Source organism: Streptomyces sp. NPDC005181 (assembly GCF_040608395.1).
Classification (GTDB): Bacteria; Actinomycetota; Actinomycetes; order Streptomycetales; family Streptomycetaceae; genus Streptomyces.
Window position 1 is genome coordinate 337,792 of record NZ_JBEXID010000001.1, and the last position, 16,930, is coordinate 354,721.

16 protein-coding genes and 1 pseudogene are annotated in these 16,930 nt (G+C 67.5%); 7 read left to right on the plus strand and 10 right to left on the minus strand.

All coding sequences use genetic code 11. The features are described 5' to 3' along the window. Positions 1-10: 10 nt before the first annotated feature. The 4 genes from ABZV38_RS01625 to ABZV38_RS01640 all read left to right on the plus strand — a co-directional run bounded on the left by ABZV38_RS01625 (position 11) and on the right by ABZV38_RS01640 (position 6,166). Positions 11-1,423, plus strand: a complete 1,413-nt coding sequence (locus ABZV38_RS01625) for an FtsW/RodA/SpoVE family cell cycle protein (protein ID WP_356323372.1) — start codon at positions 11-13, stop codon at positions 1,421-1,423. Next, complete coding sequence (locus ABZV38_RS01630; RefSeq protein ID WP_356323375.1) at positions 1,420-2,877, plus strand: penicillin-binding transpeptidase domain-containing protein; 1,458 nt, start codon at positions 1,420-1,422, stop codon at positions 2,875-2,877. The genes ABZV38_RS01625 and ABZV38_RS01630 overlap by 4 nt, the downstream gene beginning before the upstream one ends. Positions 2,878-3,044: 167 nt before the next feature. Then, positions 3,045-5,045, plus strand: a complete 2,001-nt coding sequence (pknB, locus tag ABZV38_RS01635; protein WP_356323377.1) for a Stk1 family PASTA domain-containing Ser/Thr kinase — start codon at positions 3,045-3,047, stop codon at positions 5,043-5,045. A gap of 194 nt (positions 5,046-5,239) precedes the next feature. Continuing rightward, positions 5,240-6,166, plus strand: coding sequence for a restriction endonuclease (locus tag ABZV38_RS01640; protein ID WP_356323379.1), 927 nt, complete (start codon positions 5,240-5,242; stop codon positions 6,164-6,166). Between the two features lie 69 nt (positions 6,167-6,235). Here ABZV38_RS01640 and ABZV38_RS01645 read toward each other — a convergent pair whose 3' ends face one another. The 6 genes from ABZV38_RS01645 to ABZV38_RS01670 are packed head-to-tail and all read right to left on the minus strand — an operon-like array spanning position 6,236 to position 10,745. Then, positions 6,236-6,967, minus strand: a complete 732-nt coding sequence (locus ABZV38_RS01645; RefSeq protein WP_356323381.1) for a class E sortase — start codon at positions 6,965-6,967, stop codon at positions 6,236-6,238. A 27-nt stretch (positions 6,968-6,994) separates the two neighbouring features. Further along, complete coding sequence (locus tag ABZV38_RS01650; RefSeq protein ID WP_356323383.1) at positions 6,995-8,359, minus strand: class E sortase; 1,365 nt, start codon at positions 8,357-8,359, stop codon at positions 6,995-6,997. Beyond that, positions 8,356-8,994: an aminodeoxychorismate/anthranilate synthase component II gene (locus ABZV38_RS01655; protein ID WP_030930417.1), complete on the minus strand. Its 639-nt coding sequence runs from the start codon at positions 8,992-8,994 to the stop codon at positions 8,356-8,358. Before ABZV38_RS01655 ends, ABZV38_RS01650 begins: the two co-directional genes overlap by 4 nt. Beyond that, positions 8,991-9,173: a hypothetical protein gene (locus ABZV38_RS01660; protein WP_356323385.1), complete on the minus strand. Its 183-nt coding sequence runs from the start codon at positions 9,171-9,173 to the stop codon at positions 8,991-8,993. Before ABZV38_RS01660 ends, ABZV38_RS01655 begins: the two co-directional genes overlap by 4 nt. 56 nt (positions 9,174-9,229) lie before the next feature. Then, positions 9,230-9,952 (minus strand): class E sortase, encoded by a 723-nt coding sequence (locus ABZV38_RS01665; RefSeq protein WP_356323387.1) that lies wholly within the window; start codon positions 9,950-9,952, stop codon positions 9,230-9,232. A 25-nt stretch (positions 9,953-9,977) separates the two neighbouring features. After that, on the minus strand, positions 9,978-10,745 hold the full coding sequence (locus ABZV38_RS01670; protein WP_356323389.1) for a DUF881 domain-containing protein: 768 nt from the start codon (positions 10,743-10,745) through the stop codon (positions 9,978-9,980). Between the two features lie 137 nt (positions 10,746-10,882). Between ABZV38_RS01670 and crgA the strand changes: the two genes are divergently transcribed. After that, on the plus strand, positions 10,883-11,137 hold the full coding sequence (gene crgA / locus ABZV38_RS01675) for a cell division protein CrgA (RefSeq protein WP_356323391.1): 255 nt from the start codon (positions 10,883-10,885) through the stop codon (positions 11,135-11,137). Positions 11,138-11,438: 301 nt separating this feature from the next. Here crgA and ABZV38_RS01680 read toward each other — a convergent pair whose 3' ends face one another. Then, positions 11,439-12,338, minus strand: a complete 900-nt coding sequence (locus ABZV38_RS01680) for a rhomboid family intramembrane serine protease (RefSeq protein ID WP_356323394.1) — start codon at positions 12,336-12,338, stop codon at positions 11,439-11,441. A gap of 153 nt (positions 12,339-12,491) precedes the next feature. Then, the gene (locus ABZV38_RS01685) at positions 12,492-13,019 is read right to left on the minus strand and encodes a peptidylprolyl isomerase (RefSeq protein ID WP_356323396.1); all 528 of its coding nucleotides are present in this window, start codon (positions 13,017-13,019) and stop codon (positions 12,492-12,494) included. A 362-nt stretch (positions 13,020-13,381) separates the two neighbouring features. On the opposite strand from ABZV38_RS01685, the gene ABZV38_RS01690 reads away from it, so the two are divergent. After that, positions 13,382-14,107 (plus strand): DUF5324 family protein, encoded by a 726-nt coding sequence (locus ABZV38_RS01690; protein ID WP_356323478.1) that lies wholly within the window; start codon positions 13,382-13,384, stop codon positions 14,105-14,107. A 226-nt stretch (positions 14,108-14,333) separates the two neighbouring features. On the opposite strand, the gene ABZV38_RS01695 is transcribed toward ABZV38_RS01690, so the two are convergent. Further along, the gene (locus tag ABZV38_RS01695) at positions 14,334-15,284 is read right to left on the minus strand and encodes a hypothetical protein (protein WP_356323398.1); all 951 of its coding nucleotides are present in this window, start codon (positions 15,282-15,284) and stop codon (positions 14,334-14,336) included. A gap of 55 nt (positions 15,285-15,339) precedes the next feature. Next, positions 15,340-15,858, minus strand: a pseudogene (locus tag ABZV38_RS01700) (amino acid decarboxylase); the annotation flags it as partial. A gap of 73 nt (positions 15,859-15,931) precedes the next feature. On the opposite strand from ABZV38_RS01700, the gene ABZV38_RS01705 reads away from it, so the two are divergent. After that, positions 15,932-16,870 carry a LysR family transcriptional regulator gene (locus ABZV38_RS01705; RefSeq protein WP_356323401.1) on the plus strand — a complete coding sequence of 313 codons (939 nt, stop codon included), beginning with the start codon at positions 15,932-15,934 and terminating at the stop codon, positions 16,868-16,870. The last annotated feature ends 60 nt before the right edge of the window (positions 16,871-16,930 follow it).

Consider the following 16,930-nt stretch of genomic DNA (forward strand, 5'->3'; position numbering starts at 1 on the left):
CTTCAGCACCATGAGCGTTGTCACCAATACGACCACGATCGGCGCGATCGACGCGCCGAGCCGTCGCAACACCGAGCTGGGCCTGATGGCTTTCGCCATCGGCATCTCGGTGTTCGCGTACGCCAATGTGGGCCTTGCCATCGACGGCGAGCTGCCCTCCGGCATGCTCGGATACGGACTCGGCCTGATCCTGCTCGGCGGCGTCGCCCACCTCGTGGTGCGCAAGTTCGCTCCGTACGCGGATCCGCTGCTGCTGCCACTGGCGACCCTGCTCAACGGGCTGGGGCTGGTGCTGATCTGGCGACTGGACCAGTCGCCTCGGCTGATCCAGCGGGCCGAGTCACAGTTCGGCGCCTTCAGCCCCGACGCGCCCAAGCAGCTGATGTACTCCGCGATCGGCGTCGCCCTGTTCGTCGCCGTCCTGCTGGCGCTCAAGGACCACCGGATCCTGCAGCGCTACACGTACATCTCCATGGCGGTGGCGCTGGTCCTGCTGATACTTCCGATGTTCTTCCCTGCGGTGAACGGCGCCAAGATCTGGATCAGCCTCGGCCCGTTCTCCATCCAGCCCGGCGAATTCGCGAAGATCATCATCGCGGTCTTCTTCTCCGGCTATCTCATGGTGAAACGAGACGCGCTGGCCCTGGCCAGCCGCCGCTTCATGGGTCTGTACCTGCCCCGCGGCCGTGACCTCGGACCGATCCTCGTGATCTGGGGACTGTCGATCCTGATCCTGGTCTTCGAGACGGACCTCGGTACGTCCCTGCTCTTCTTCGGCCTGTTCGTGATCATGCTGTACGTCGCCACGGAACGGACCAGCTGGATCGTCTTCGGTCTCCTGATGTCCGCGGCGGGGGCGGTCGGTGTGGCCACGTTCGAGTCGCACGTCCAGCAGCGCGTCGAAGCCTGGATGGACCCGTTCGCCTGCTACACGACCGAGGGCGCCTGCCAGCAGATCGGTGACGCCATCATGTCCTTCGGGTCGGGCGGCACGCTCGGCACCGGCTGGGGTCAGGGAAACTCCGACCTGATCGGCTTCGCCGCCAACGCCGACTTCATCCTCTCCACCGTCGGCGAAGAGCTCGGCCTCGCCGGAATGATGGCCGTCCTGCTGATCTACGGTCTGATCGTCGAGCGCGGTGTGCGCACCGCTCTCGCCGCCCGCGACCCGTTCGGCAAGCTCCTCGCGATCGGCCTCTCCGGCGCCTTCGCGATCCAGGTCTTCGTCGTCGCCGGCGGTGTCATGGGGCTCATCCCGCTGACCGGTATGACGATGCCGTTCCTCGCGGCCGGTGGTTCGTCCGTGATCGCCAACTGGGCTCTGATCGGCATCCTGATCCGGATCAGCGACACCGCACGCCGCCCCGCACCGGCCCCCGCGCCGTCCTCCGACGCCGAAATGACCCAGGTGGTCCGACCGTGAACAAGCCCCTGCGCCGGATCGCGATCTTCTGCGGCGTCCTCATCCTCGCCCTGCTCGTGCGGACGAACTACCTGCAGTACGTCCGCGCCGACGAGCTGAACACGCGCGACGAGAACCGCCGTGTCCGCATCGAGCGGTACGCCCATGAGCGCGGCAACATCATCGTCGACGGCAACCCCGTGACCAGTTCGGTCGAGACCAAAGGCAGCGACTTCAAGTACAAGCGGGCCTGGAAGAACGGCCCCATGTGGGCGCCCGTCACCGGCTATTCGTCGCAGGCCTTCGACGCCTCGCAGCTCGAAAGCCTTGAGGACGGCATCCTCACCGGCAACGACGACCAGCTCTTCTTCGACCGCACCCTGTCGATGTTCACGGGCGAGAAGAAGCAGGGCGGCAACGTCGTCACCACCCTCAACGCAGCCGCCCAGAAGGCCGCCTTCCAGGGACTGGGCGACAAGAAGGGTGCCGTCGCCGCGCTCGACCCGCAGACCGGCGCCATCCTCGCTCTCGCCAGCACCCCCTCGTACGACCCCTCGACTTTCGCGGGCAACTCCAACACGGACACCAAGGCCTGGCAGAAGCTCCTGAAGGACAAGGACAAGCCGATGCTCAACCGGGCATTGCGCGAGACCTACCCACCCGGCTCGACCTTCAAGGTCGTCACCGCCGCCGCGGCCCTGGAGAACGGCCTCTACACCGACATCGACGGCAAAACGGACTCCCCGCTGCCCTACCGGCTCCCTCAGTCCAGCGACAACCTCGTCAACGAGGGCAACATCCCGTGCGAGGACGCCTCGCTCCGGGAAGCGCTGCGTATGTCCTGCAACACCGTCTTCGGCAAGATCAGCGACGACCTGGGCAACCAGAAGATGATGGACGAGGCCGCCAAGTTCGGCTTCAACAAGGAAATCTTCACCCCGGTCCGCGCCGACGCCAGCATCTACCCGAAGGACAACCGGCCGCAGAACGCCATGGCCGGTATCGGCCAGGCGTCCAACCGCGCCACCCCGCTGCAGATGGCCATGGTCGCCGCCGCGGTCGCCAACGACGGCAAGCTCATGCAGCCGTACATGGTCGCCGAGCGGCAGGCGCCCAACCTCGACGTCATCTACACCCACGAGAAGGAACAGCTCAGCCAGCCCCTCTCGGGTGAGAACGCGCAGAAGCTCCAGCAGATGATGGAGACCGTCGTCAAGAGCGGTACGGGAACCAACGCCCTCATCGACGGCGTCACTGTCGGCGGCAAGACCGGTACCGCCCAGCACGGTCTGAACAACAGCGAGAAGCCGTACGCCTGGTTCATCTCGTACGCGAAGACCGACAGCGGCTCCCCGGTCGCCGTGGCCGTAGTGGTCGAGGACAGCCAGGCCAACAGGGACGACGTCTCCGGTGGCGGACTCGCCGCTCCGATCGCTCGGGATGTGATGAAGGCGGTCATCGACAGCAGGAGGTGACGCCCATCACATGGGACGCCATATCTGCACATTGGGATACCGGTCAGATATCAGGTGACGGCTCTGGGCCGATCAGGTAGTGCGTGGCCGGTAGCGTATGCGCGAGCACCACACCGCCGGACCACACACCGGTGCGGTCGGGACTGACGGAGAGGGCTGGAACAGTTATGGAAGAGCCGCGTCGCCTCGGCGGCCGGTACGAGCTGGGCTCGGTGCTCGGCCGTGGTGGCATGGCCGAGGTCTACCTCGCTCACGACACCCGGCTCGGCCGCACCGTCGCTGTGAAGACGCTGCGGACCGATCTCGCCCGCGACCCGTCTTTCCAGGCCCGGTTCCGCCGTGAGGCCCAGTCCGCCGCCTCGCTCAACCACCCGGCGATCGTTGCCGTCTACGACACCGGCGAGGACTACGTCGACGGGGTCTCCATCCCGTACATCGTGATGGAGTACGTCGACGGGTCGACGCTCAGAGAGCTTCTGCACTCCGGCCGCAAACTGCTGCCCGAGCGCACCCTCGAAATGACGGTCGGGATCCTCCAGGCTCTGGAGTACTCGCACCGGGCGGGCATTGTCCACCGCGACATCAAACCGGCGAACGTCATGCTGACACGCACCGGCCAGGTCAAGGTCATGGACTTCGGCATCGCCCGTGCCATGGGCGACTCCGGCATGACGATGACCCAGACGTCGGCCGTCATCGGTACCGCCCAGTACCTCTCCCCGGAGCAGGCCAAGGGCGAGCAGGTCGACGCGCGTTCCGACCTGTACTCGACCGGCTGCCTGCTCTACGAGCTGCTGACGGTCCGGCCGCCGTTCATCGGTGACTCGCCCGTCGCGGTCGCCTACCAGCACGTACGGGAAGAGCCGCAGACCCCCAGCAACTTCGACCCCGAGATCACGCCCGAAATGGACGCGATCGTGTTGAAGGCTCTGGTCAAGGACCCGGACTACCGCTACCAGTCGGCCGACGAGATGCGTGCCGACATCGAGGCCTGCCTCGACGGCCGACCGGTCGCCGCCACCGCGGCGATGGGCGCGGCCGGCTACAGCGGCTACGAGGGATACGGGCAGGACCAGCCGACCACGGCACTGCACGCTGCCGACCAGCACGGCGCCCCGACCTCCATGCTGCCTCCGGTCAACCCGGACGACGGCGGCTACGGATACGACGACCGCCCGGACCGCCGGCGTCAGAAGAAGAGCAACACCTCGACGATCCTGCTGATCGCCGCGGGCATTCTGGTGCTGATCGGCGCGATCCTGATCGGCAAAGCCGTCTTCGGCGGCGACAACGGCGACAACGGCAAGGTCGACGTGCCGAACATGGTCGGGTCGACCGTGGGCGAGGCGGAGGATCTGGCAAAGAACGCAGGCGTCCTTCTCAAGGTCGGCTCGCGGGAACCCTGCGACAACCAGCCCAAGAACAAGATCTGCAGCCAGACCCCCAAGGACGGCCAGATGCAGGAGAACGAGACCGTCACGGTCGTCGTCTCCACCGGTGCGCCGAAGGTCAAGGTCCCGGACGTCACGGAGAAGTCCGAGGACAACGCCCGCAAGATCCTGGAGGAGGAGGGCTTCACGGTGCGGGTCGTCACGTCCGAGTCCGCCGATGCGGAACCCGACACCGTACTCGACCAGAACCCCAAGGGCGGCACGAAGGCCGAGCAGGAGTCCGAGGTCGAGATCACGGTCGCCAAGCAGGCCACCCAGAACGTCCCTGACGTCAGGACCAAGCAGTACGACGCCGCGGTGGCCCAGCTCAACCAAGTCGGCTTCGAGAATGTCTCACGAAAAGACCTCGACTCGGAGAAGCCCGCGGGTGAGGTCATCGACCAGACCCCGGCGCCGACGGACGGCAAGAAGCCGCTGGACACCCAGATCGTGCTGACGGTCTCCAAGGGCCCGACGCAGCCCGCGACCAAGCCGATCCCCGAAATCAGGTTCAAGACGGTGGGCGAAGCCAAGCAGCTCCTGGCCGCGCAGGGCTTCACCCAGATCCAGTTCGCGGCCGGCAACGCTACGGACGACAACGCCCGGGTCATCAGCAGCGATCCGACACCGGGCACCCAAGCCGACCCGGCAACCACCGTCGTCACCCTCACTACCGGGGGCGGCAACGGTAACGGGAACGGAAACATCTTCGGCGGCCCGTCCGGCTCACAGGACTGACCCCGAACCGCACCACTCATCGGGCCCCGGCACCTCAACGGTGACCGGGGCCCTTTGCTGTGCCTGCCGCGATGCTTCCTGCCCGGTATACCGCACATGCAGCCGTAAACCGATCGTGTCTTCATATGTGCTGATTCGTTGATCCGTTAGGGCGGGGTACCGAGTTCCGCCCACCGCGGAATTCGTGAAAGGACATGAACGTGATCAATGAGGCGGCAATGGTCGCCACGTATTTCGGGGTGGGGATCAAGGCCATCCGGTCCCTGATCTTCGATCATCGAGAGGAGCTGACAGCCAACGGCTATCGCGTTTTGACAGGTACAGAACTGAGCTCCTTTAAGGAACTCAGTGGGATCAAGTCACGCACACCCACCCTCGCCATCTTCAGCCGGCGCTCAATCCTCAACGTAGCCATGCTGCTCCGCGACAGCGAAGTCGCACGTCAGGTGCGTACGTACCTCCTCGACACGGAGTACGCCGCACGGACTCAGCCTGTGGATAACTTTGTCCACAATCCCTCCGCAGACCTCAACGACCGCATCGACGGGCGCATCGCCCACATCCTCGGCAAGACCGTCGTCCCCATGCTCAACGCCCTCATCGAGACGTCGGGCGAGCAGCGCCGGGATCTCATCTCGGCGCGCGCGGACATCCACCGCGTACAGCGCAAGCTGGCCCAGCACGAGCAGCGTCTGCACCGACTGGAGCGCACCCGGGAGCAGCGCCCCCTCGCCGGAGTCATGGCCTCCATCGACGCCATGAACTGGCGGGAGTTCGAGCAGCACATCGCAAGCCTGCTGCGCCGCGACGGCTGCACCGGCGTCGAGATCCACGGCGGCAGCGGCGACCGCGGGGCCGACATCACCGCGCACACTGCCGACGGGCGTCGGCTGGTCGTCCAGTGCAAGAACTTCGCTCCATACCGCTCGGTATGGAGCGGCGAGATGCAGAAGTTCGTCGGTACCAAGACGCTGCACCAGGCAGACGTGGCTGTGTACGTGGCGACCTGTCCGTTCTCTCGCGAGGCGCTCGACATCGCGGAACAGGTCGGCGTCACCGCCGTACACCGCGGCCTGCTGGAAGGCTGGAGCGCGGGCGCGAAACTTCAGGTACTCAGGTAGTAGCCACACCGCAGAAGGCCCGAAGTCGCAAAGGATAGTTGCGACTTCGGGCCTGACTCATCGTAACTGCTAACGCAGCTCCGCCGGTTTCGTACGGTCCTTGTCGACCTTCTCCGTGCGCACCAGCTCGCCCCACACGATGTAGCGGTACCTCGACGTGTAGACCGGCGTGCACGTCGTCAGCGTGATGTAGCGGCCGGGCTTCTTCACGCCCGCTTCCTTCGGGACCGGCTGGAGGACCTTGACGTTGTACTTCGACGTCTCGGGAAGCTCCTTGAAGACCTTGTAGACGTACCAGGTGTCCTTGGTCTCGAAGACGACCGCGTCGCCTGTCTTCACCTTGTCGATGTTGTGGAACTTCGCCCCGTGCCCGTCGCGGTGCGCCGCCAGCGTGAAGTTGCCCTGCTTGTCCCAGGGGAGAGCCGACTTCACCGGATCCGTGTAGTAGCCGGCGATGCCGTCGTTGAGGTTCTTGGTGTCGGTGCCCTTCTTGACCAGCACCTCGCCGTTCTTCATCGCGGGTACGTGCAGGAAGCCGATGCCGTCCTTGGTGTCGAGGGCGCCGGGTCCGTCGGCCCAGCGGTCGCGGACGGTGTGGCCCTGCTTCTCGGCCTCACGGTCGGCGAGGACATTCGTCCACCACAGGGAGTAGACGACGAACAGGCCCAGCACCAGGCCCGCAGTGATCAGCAGCTCACCGAAGACACTGACCGCAGTCACCACGAGGTGGCGGTCCCTGCTCCGCACCGGGGACGCGGACTCTTCGGTCTGTTCTTCCTGCTGCTGGGTCCTCGCTGCCACCGCACCCGTCCCCTGTCGTGATGATGTTCAGCCGACGAGCGCGTCAGGCTTCCCCTTGCTGCGCGGCCGCTCGTCGACCATCTTGCCCCAGACGATCAACCGGTATGTACTCGTGAATTCGGGCGTACAGGTCGTCAGAGTGATGTAGCGGCCGGGCTTTGTGAACCCCGATCCGGGTGGCACCGGTCCGATCACCGAGACATTGGACGGCGACGTCTGCGGAAGGACGCTGGTCATCTCGTACGTGTAGTACGCATCCTGCGTCTCGACCACGATCGGGTCACCCTCGCGCAGCCTGTTGATGTAGCGGAACGGTTCTCCGTGCGTGTTGCGATGACCGGCCAGCGCGAAGTTGCCCTGTGCGGCCGACGGCATCGCCGTTCGGAGCGCGCCGTCGCCGTAGTGCCCGACCATGCCGCGGTCGAGGACCTTCTCCTTGCTGGTGCCCTCGGCGATCGGCGCGACGACATCCAGTTTCGGAATGTGGATGATGGCGAAGCCCTGCCCCGGCTCGAACGCTCCGGGCTTGCGGTCTCCCTTCGCCCAGTCGTCCTGGATCTTGTGCGTCTCGTTGCCGGCGATCTGACCGGCGCGCACATTCGTCCACCACAGCTGGTACGTGACGAACAGCAGCATCAGCACACCGAGCGAGATGAACAACTCGCCGACGACCCGGCTGGCGACGACGGCGGGGCTGTCCTTGGCCGCGCGGGCGGCGCGCCTCGCCTCGACGCGCGTCAGCGGTCTCCCGTTCGGCGCCGCCGATTCCGACCGGGCTTCCGGCTGCGGGTCGGCGCGACGACGGCCGCGCCCCTTGGCGGCGCGCCGGCGCTCGGCGCGGCCGCCGGTGGGTGGGTCCGTCAGCGGTCCGGGTTCGGCCGTCTCCGGACGGGAGCCGGTAGCTGCCTCGCTGTCCGCGTCGGGCTCCGGTGCGTACTCGGATACGTACTGCGGCTCCGGCTCCGGTCGCGGTGCCGGAGCGGGCGCAGTCACCGCACGATCGGCCATGCGCCCCGTGTCGGCCGTCCGCAGGCCGACCGTCTCGTCGTTGAGGGGGAGCGGCTGGGGCGAAGACGCCGTGACGGGCTCCTGCTGCCCGTACCAGTCCCGCTCGTACCCCTCGGGGTCATACCACTCACGCGGGGCTCCCTGAGGCCCTTGAGCCCCTTGTGGCGCCTGCGCCTGCCCGTCCTGCGCCACCCCGGTGTCCGTCCCGTCCGCGGGAGGGTTTTCCGCCCGGAGCCATGGCGAGGCATGCTGCTCCGGCAGGGGATCGTTCAGCGGATCCGCCAGCTGCTCGACCGCCGCCTCGAACGCGCCCGTGGCCTCGTACGCACGTTGCTCGTGCGGGCCGTCCTGTCCGGCGTCGTGCTCGGGGCGGAGTGCGGTCACGCGACGGCCTTGCCCACCACCGGCGCGAGCCCGACCGACCTCGCGACGGCTCCCGCATCACCGCACTGTGTCAGCCAGTTGGCCAGCATCAGATGGCCGTACTCGGTCAGCACCGACTCCGGATGGAACTGCACGCCCTCCACCGCCAGGTCCCGGTGGCGCAGGCCCATGATGATGCCGTCGGCCGTGCGCGCCGTGACCTCCAGTTCCTGCGGGATCGTGTCCGGTTCGGCGGCGAGCGAGTGGTAGCGGGTCGCGGTGAACGGGGACGGCAGTCCGGCGAAGACGCCCTTGCCCTCGTGGGTCACCGGCGACGTCTTGCCGTGCAGCAGCTCCGGGGCCCGGTCCACCACACCGCCGTATGCCACAGCCATCGACTGCATGCCGAGGCAGACGCCGAAGACCGGAACGCCGGTCGCCGCACAGTGGCGCACCATGTCCACGCAGACGCCGGCCTGCTCGGGGGTACCGGGGCCGGGCGAGAGCAGGACGCCGTCGAAGCCGTCCTGGGCGTGGGCCGTGGTCACCTCGTCGTTGCGCAGCACTTCGCACTGGGCGCCGAGCTGGTAGAGGTACTGAACGAGGTTGAAGACAAAACTGTCGTAGTTGTCGACGACAAGGATGCGGGCGCTCACTGGCCGGCCCCCGTTCCGTTCGTGCCGTCGACCGTCACGTCGCCGAACGGAAGCAGCGGCTCGGCCCACGGGAAGACGTACTGGAAAAGCACATAGACGACGGCGAGTGCCAGGACGAGCGAGATGAGCCCGCGCACCCACGCATTGCCCGGAAGATGCTTCCAGATCCAGCCGTACATGCTGTCCCCTCCATTCGGTACGGGACCAGACTAAAGGGCCGGGGCAGGGGCGTGGGTCAGCTGTGGAAAGCCGCGGGTCTGCCGTCGGTCACAGGCTGCGTCGCGTCGAGATGCGCCCAGACGATGAGCCGGTGGCTGCTGCCCCACTCGGGGTCGCAGGTGGTCAGTGTCAGATAGCGGCCGGGGCCGTCGAAGCCGGACTTGCGGGGGACGGGGGCGATCACGCCGATGTCGCTCGGCACGGTCCGGTAGGGCTTCTTGTCGATGCGGTAGGTGAACCATGTCGTGCCGTCCGTCACGATCACCGCGTCGCCGGGGCGCAGCTTCGGGAAATCCTTGAAGGGATCCCCGTACGTGCGTCGGTGTCCGGCCACGGCAAAGTTGCCTGTCGCACCGAGCAAGGCGGTTCCCCGGTAGTGACCGAGGCCCTTCTGCAACGTTCTGGCCTCGGTGTTCTCCAGGACCGGCCACTCCCAGCCCTTCCCGAGGCGGGGGATGTACAGCATCGCGAACGCCTTCCCGTCGGCGTACGCGGCGGGCGCGGGCGCGGTGGAAGCGGGCGCAGTGGGGGTGGGTGAGGACGAGGGCGAAACGGTCGGCGCGGGTGCGGAGACGGACCCGCGTGCCCACCGGTCCTGAAGGCCGTCGATCTGCCCCTCGGTCGCGCCGGCGGCCTCCACTCCGGTCCAGAACAGCACGTACACCACAAAGAGGATGATCAGGGCGCCAACGGTGATGCACAGTTCGCTGAACGTCCTGACGATCAGTCGCACCGACACCGGTCGGCCTCCCCGGAACTGCTCGCTACTTCACCGGCTTCGCATAGTGGAGATCCACTGTGCCCGAGTAGCCGGGAAGAGTCACCGCCTCGCGCTCGTCGACTTTCCAGCCCAGCCCGTACGCCTTCACGTACAGCAGGTAGTTCTGGATCGCCGGGGAGTTGTCGAGAGCCTTCTTGAGGTTGTCCGGGTTGCCGACCGCGGTGATCTTGTACGGGGGTGAGTAGACCCGGCCCTGCAGGATCAGGGTGTTGCCGACGCAGCGCACGGCACTGGTGGAGATCAGCCGCTGGTCCATGACCCGGATACCGCGGGCGCCCCCCTGCCAGAGAGCGTTGACGACCGCCTGCAGGTCCTGCTGATGAATGACCAGGTCATTGGGTTGCGGGTCCGGGTAGCCCGGCTTCGCGGTGGCGTCCGGCGGGGCGTCGTCGAGGGTGACGGCGACGGCCCGGCCGGAGAGCCTGGTGGTGCCCGCCTCCCGCTCCAGCGCCTTGAGCCTGGCGTCCTCCGCCTTCGTCCTGCCGTCGTCGCGCTGGGCCAGGGCGTCGATGTCGTCGCGCAGGGACGCGTTGGAGTCGTCGAGCGCCGCGTTCTTCCCGTTGCGCTGCTGGATGAGGTCGGAGAGCCTAAGCAGCGAGGAGTCGGTGCGGATGTTGGTGCCCTTGGCCGTGTTGGCGCTCGTGACGAAGATCAGCCCGGCGAGGGCGAAGACGGCAGCGGTGAGTACCCGGACCGGGTGCCGGAAGGTGCGCCGGACCGGCCCTTGGGGAGAGTCGGCAGAATTGCTCAACGTACCCTTATCTCCTTCGGCGCCGCGGAAGCACTACGCTAACGGACGCCCGGGGGAGGCAGCATTCCCCCTCGCGCCCCCGGCGCCAGCCATAGTTCCCTGCGCGGTCACGCAGCGCATCGACAGGAGAGTTCCTCGTGCCGAAGTCACGTATCCGCAAGAAGGCCGACTTCACGCCGCCTCCGGCGAAGCAGGCAACCAACATAAAGCTGACCAACCGCGGTTGGGTGGCGCCGGTGATGCTGGCGTTCTTCCTGATCGGCCTGGCCTGGATCGTCGTTTTCTACGTGACCGACGGCGATCTGCCGGTCCAGGCGCTCGGAAACTGGAACATCGTTGTCGGCTTCGGCTTCATCGCCGGCGGCTTCGGCGTCTCCACACAGTGGAAGTAGCTCCACCTCGTACCTGGCACCACAGCTGATACCGGTATTGCAACCCTTGCCCTGAGTTACCCACAGCGTTATCCACAGGCAGGGGAAAAGGTCTGACGATCTGTGGATAACTCCCTGGATGTTGACGCCGGTGTGACTGCATCTCCCCTCATCGAGGGGCGGCACGCCCCTTGTCCGGGCTGGAAAAACCCAGCTCAGCGACAAGGGGCACAGCTGTTCCCACAGAATGCACAAGATCACACCCCTGCTGTGGACAACTGCCCGAGGAGCGACCTCGGCCGGTCTGCGGCCAGGCCTGTGATCAGGTCAGTACGGCCGTTCTGGCGACCACGATGAGAACCACTGCTGCCAGGACCAGCACGCTGGTGCCGTACTGCACCAGCGCACGCCGCCCGCGCGGTGCATGCACCATGGCGATGGCGATCACCGTGCCCGCGATCAGACCGCCGACATGCGCCTGCCAGGCGATTCCGCCCCAGGGGTTGAAGGTGAAAAGCAGGTTCAGCGCGAGGAGCACGAGGACCGGCCGCATGTCGTAGTTCAGGCGGCGCATGAGCACGGCGGTGGCGCCCAGCAGGCCGAAGATGGCGCCGGAGGCACCGAGCGAGGGCTGATCCGGTTCGGCGAGCCAGTAGGTGAGAGCACTGCCCGCCAGGCCGGAGAGCAGATAGAGCGTGAGGTAGCGGGCGCGGCCGAGCGCCGCCTCCAGGGGGCCGCCGAGCCACCACAGTCCCAGCATGTTGAACGCGATGTGCCACACCTCCTGGTGCAGGAACATCGACGTCACCAGCCGGTACCACTGGCCCTCCGCAACACCCTCCGGCGGACCGCCGTAGTAGAGGCTGGCCCGGCCGAACAGCGTCAGATCCGGGAGCAGCGCCGCCTTCACGTGCACCACGACGAACAGGGCGATATTGAGTGCGAGGAGGATTTTGGTGACCAGCCGGGGGTCGGCCGCGATGGTGCCGCCGGCGACGGTGCGCGGCTGATTGGCAGCCGGGCCGTGCCCCGTGCCGGAGCCCTGGCGGACGCAGTCCGGACACTGGAAGCCGACCGAGGCGCTGACCATGCACTCGGTGCAGATCGGGCGGTCGCAGCGGGTGCAGCGGATCCCCGTCTCACGGCCCGGATGGCGGTAGCAGCCGAGCGGGCCGTCGGTGGCGGCGGACTGGTCCTGGGTGCCGGGCGGCTGCTCGTCCATCGGTCCCATCACTTCCTGGTCCCCTCGGTTTCTCGTGAGCGGCAGCGCGCACAAAGCCGCCCTGCTCATCCGCTATGTAAGCAGTACGGACAAGCAGGGCGGTTGGTTCCCGAAGATGGAATCAGAGAGTGATCATTTGATGACCACCGGCGATCAGCGGGTTTCGACGACGACCGACTCGATCACCACGTCCTGCACCGGACGGTCGGTGCGGGCGTTGGTCTGGGTGCCTGCGATGGCGTCCACGACCTTCTTGCTGGCCTCGTCCGCCACCTCACCGAAGATGGTGTGCTTGCCGGTCAGCCACGCGGTGGGCGAGACGGTCACGAAGAACTGCGAGCCGTTGGTGCCCGGGCCGGCGTTGGCCATGGCCAGCAGGTACGGCTTGTTGAAGCTGAGGTCCGGGTGGAACTCGTCACCGAACTCGTAGCCCGGGCCACCGGTGCCGTTGCCCAGCGGGTCGCCACCCTGGATCATGAAGCCGCTGATGACACGGTGGAAGACGGTGCCGTCGTACAGCCGGTCCGTGGACTTCTTGCCGGTCGCGGGGTGGGTCCACTCGCGCTCGCCCGTGGCGAGCTCGACGAAGTTCTTGACCGTCTTGGGCGCGTGGTTCGGCAGAAGCCGGATCTCGATGTCGCCTTGGTTGGTCTTCAAGGTGGCGTAAAGCTGCTCGGCCACGATCTGCCTTCCGTAAGTCTTCGCTGACGTCCACCGATCCTCGCACGGACCATCCCTCAGGTAGCCCGACCGCCACCCGCGAACGGACATCCTCACCTTCTTGCCTGATTCCACGCCGCTCGCCTGCCGCTTCCCGCAGGAACAAATGAGGCCAAGTGCGTGACGAACCGGCGCGTACTGAGCTGAACCGTGGCATTGTCGTCGGCAAGCTCCCCTTGCACCGCATTGCCCGAGGACGTCTCTCACGACCGTCGCTCATGACCCGGATGCCCGCCCCACATGCCACTTAGGCCACCGGCAGGCATGATCTCGAAATGGGTGGAAAGGCGGAGTACCTACCCGCCACCAAGGAGGAGGATCCCGTGACCCGCATCGACAGCGTGCGCGCCGCAACCGACTCGGCGAAGGAGAGCGTGCAGCACGCCGCGGAAGTGGTGGCGCCCTACGCCGAAACGGCCAAGGACCAGGCCGCACACTATGCGTACGAGGCCCGTACGCGGCTCGTGCCGAAGGTGTCGAAAGCAGCCCAACAGGCCCGCGTCCAGTACGACGCCTATCTCGCACCACATATCGAACTGGCCCGCTCCCATGTGCCGCCCAAGGTCGACGAGGCCGCTCAGCGCGCCGCGCTCCGCACCCGCCAGGCCGCCAAGAGCGCCGCGGAGTACACCGTGCCCCGCGTCGAGTCCGCGGTGGCCGCCGCCCAGCCCGTCGCCGAGGAAGCCACGTCCCGCAGCGTCGCGGCCCTGGCCGCCCTGCGCGGGCAGGTCACGCCGAAGGAGATCCAGCAGCTGACCAGAAGGAACAAGCGGCGGGCCAAGGCCGGCCGCGCGCTCAAGGGCCTCGCCGTGATTTCCCTGTTGGCGGCCGGCGCCTATGCCGCCTGGCGGTGGTGGGACAAGCAGGCCAACCCGGACTGGCTGGTCGAACCCCCCGCCCCCACGGAGGTCTCCGACCGCGCACCGCTGTCCTCGGTCGACGGCAGCGGCCCGACGGTCCTCGACCCCGAGGTCCAGGCCAAGCAGGATGACGCGGGACCCGACGGGACGGATGAGGTGGACGGAACCGACCTCGACGACCGCCGCTGAACCACCGGCCCCACGGAACGGGCGCCGGGAAACCCTGAGGTTTCCCGGCGCCCGTTCCGTTGTCCGTGGCGAGCCAGTAGAGGGAAGAGAGTGGGCTTTCCGCTTCCGCTGTTGGACTCCTGTGCCGCGTTCCGCCTGCCATCGATAGAACGGTCAGGATCAGGGACTGGCCGACGCCGTCGAGGATGCGCCGGTCGAACTGGTCGGACCGGGAGGGGAGACCGGCTCAGTGCGAGAGCCGTGCGTCGGGGGCGACGACACGAAGGTGCGAGACGGCGGGGTCGAGCGCTCCGCGTACATGACCGCTGGGAACCGCAGCAGTGCGCTGGAGGAAATCGATCACTTCGGCCGTGAAGACCTCGCCCGGCAGCACGTTGGGGATGCCCGGGGGGTAGGCCGCCAGGGTGTCCGCCGAGATCATGCCGATCGCGTCCGAGGCCGGCACGGCCCGGGAGGGGCTGAGAAAGGCATCGCGGGCCGTGAGCCGGGCCGGACCGGGAGCCGGCAGCCGCAGGCGGGACCGGTCGCCCTCGGCACCGCCGACCAGGGGGGAGGGAAGGCAGTGAAGGGCTTCGATGAAGCGGCCCATGTCGGGCACGGCGCCCGCGCCCACCACGGCGACGATCGCGGAATCGGTCGCCACCTCCACCATGATCTGGTGGTCGCGGGCCAGGAGTCGGCGTGCCTCGTGCCCGGATATGCCGCCGCTGCGGGTGTCGATGGCGATCCGCAGGGGATCGGCGGCGACGATGTCCGGGAACAGCGCGAAGGAGTCGCTGACGATCGCGTACCGGCCGAGTCTCCGGACCACCAGGCGTGCGCTCTCCGCCGCCTCCACCGACGCGCCGACGCCTTCGCGATTGGTCACAAGACTCGCCCGCGCCACGTCGAGCGACGCCATGAGCAGCGCACTCGCGCTCGTCGACTGCACCATGCGGAAGGCACGGTCCACGAGGGGCTCCAGCCGGTCGGCGAACGGGCCGTGGCCGAGATGGAGCATCGCCGATTGGGTGAGGCTGCCCGCCAGCTTGTGCGTACTGGACGTGACCAGGTCGGCGCCCTGGGAGAGCGCGTTGTCGGGGAGGCCGGGGTGGAAGCCGAAGTGCGCACCCCATGCCTCGTCCACGATCAGGGGAACGCCGACGGCATGGGCCGTCCCGGCCAGGGCACGAAACATCGGCGACCGCGCCGAAATAGCTGGGGGTGACGACGTACGCGGCCGCCGCGTCCGGGTGCTCGGCAAGGGCCTTGGCCAGGTCCTCGGCGGTGACTCCATGAGCAATGCCCTGGTCCGCGTCGACCGACGGCTGCACGAAGGCGGCCTCCAGTCCCGACAGCACGAGGCCGTCGATGACGCTGGAGTGGACGCTGCGCTGCACAACCAGAACGCGGCCGAGTGCCGGTGCCACGAGGGACGCGATCTGGTTGCCCTGCGAGGCGCCGTTGGTCAGGAACCAGGTACGCCGGGCGCCACAGGCGTCCGCGGCCAGGGCGAGCGCCTCGTGCAGCGGAGCCGTGGAGCCGAGATCGATCCCGTCGAGGAGCGGTGGAAAGTCCAGGCGGAGCGGTTCGGGCCCGAGCAGGGAGGTCAGAGGTTCGAAGCTGAGCGTGTCCGCCGCGTGCCCGGGGACGTTCAGCCGAAACCAGCTGCGGCGCGCGTGGGCCCGCAGGGCTTCGGCGTACGGCGCACGGTGCTGTCCGGATGCGGTCGGCCGTCGCGCATCAGTGGATGCGGTGGTTGTGCTGTTCACGCCGGTGAGCGTCGTACCCCACGAGCTATCGAGGAATACATGAGTTCCCAGCAACCCTCCATATAATGTCTATATGCTTGAGCTTCGTCAGCTGCACGTATTGAAGGCGATCGCGCAGGAGGGCTCCCTGGCCGCAGCCGCCCGTGCCCTCCACTACACACAGCCGACGATCAGCCACCACCTTGCGGTGCTCGAGTCCCATTTCGACGCGCGTCTCGTTCAGCGCGGGCCGCGCGGGGCCGCACTGACCGAGTTCGGCGCGGCACTGCTGCCGCACGCGGAGGCAGTACTCGAGCGGCTGAGACTTGCCGAACGGGAAGTCCGCGACCTCGCCGAGCAGGGCGCGCACACGCTGCACATCGGCACGTTCCCCACGGCCGGCGCGCTACTGCTGCCGCCCGCAGTGAAGGCTCTCCGTCACGCCGGGGTGCACATCTCACTCGCCGAAGGCGAACTGCCGACCCTCCTGCGGGGACTGCGCGCACGTGAGCTCCACGCCGCCCTCGTTTTCTCCCAGCCGGGTGACCGTCTTGATCTCGACGACGACTTCGAGCTGCATCCACTGCTGCACGACCCTCTGCAGCTGGTCCTGCCCGAGGACCACCGGTGCGCCGACCGGACGCACGTACCTCTCGAAGAGCTCAGGCACGACGACTGGATCGGCGCGGCCGACCCCCGTGACCCGTGCGACCGTCTCCTGTCCTGGGCCTGCGCCCAGCACTCCTTCGAGCCCGTGCATGCCCTGCGCACGGACGACTACGCAGTCGTCCAGGGCTTCGTCGCAGCGGGCGCGGGAGTGGCGCTCATCCCCCGGCTCGCCCTCGGAACCCCGCGCGAGGACGTCGCCGTACGACGGCTCAAGGGCACCCCGCTGGCCCGGGAGATCAGCGTCGCCGTGCTCCGCACCACCGCCGCGCGCAGTATTCGCGAACTGGTGGACGCCCTCACGGAACAGGCGAGGCTGATCCAGCGGCGCTGGAGCGACGCGGACGCGGATGCCGGAGGCGCGTAGCCGCCCGGTACGCCGGACCGGTACCGGCACGGTGCTGACGCCAGCAACACAAAGACTCCC

Coding starts and splice junctions, on each gene's coding strand:
- ABZV38_RS01625 (WP_356323372.1), top strand. CDS start 11: ATGAGCGTTGTCACCAATACGACCACGATCGGCGCGATCGACGCGCCG.
- pknB (WP_356323377.1), top strand. CDS start 3,045: ATGGAAGAGCCGCGTCGCCTCGGCGGCCGGTACGAGCTGGGCTCGGTG.
- ABZV38_RS01640 (WP_356323379.1), top strand. CDS start 5,240: ATGAACGTGATCAATGAGGCGGCAATGGTCGCCACGTATTTCGGGGTG.
- ABZV38_RS01660 (WP_356323385.1), bottom strand. CDS start 9,173: ATGTACGGCTGGATCTGGAAGCATCTTCCGGGCAATGCGTGGGTGCGC.
- ABZV38_RS01680 (WP_356323394.1), bottom strand. CDS start 12,338: ATGGACGAGCAGCCGCCCGGCACCCAGGACCAGTCCGCCGCCACCGAC.
- ABZV38_RS01695 (WP_356323398.1), bottom strand. CDS start 15,284: ATGTTTCGTGCCCTGGCCGGGACGGCCCATGCCGTCGGCGTTCCCCTG.
- ABZV38_RS01705 (WP_356323401.1), top strand. CDS start 15,932: ATGCTTGAGCTTCGTCAGCTGCACGTATTGAAGGCGATCGCGCAGGAG.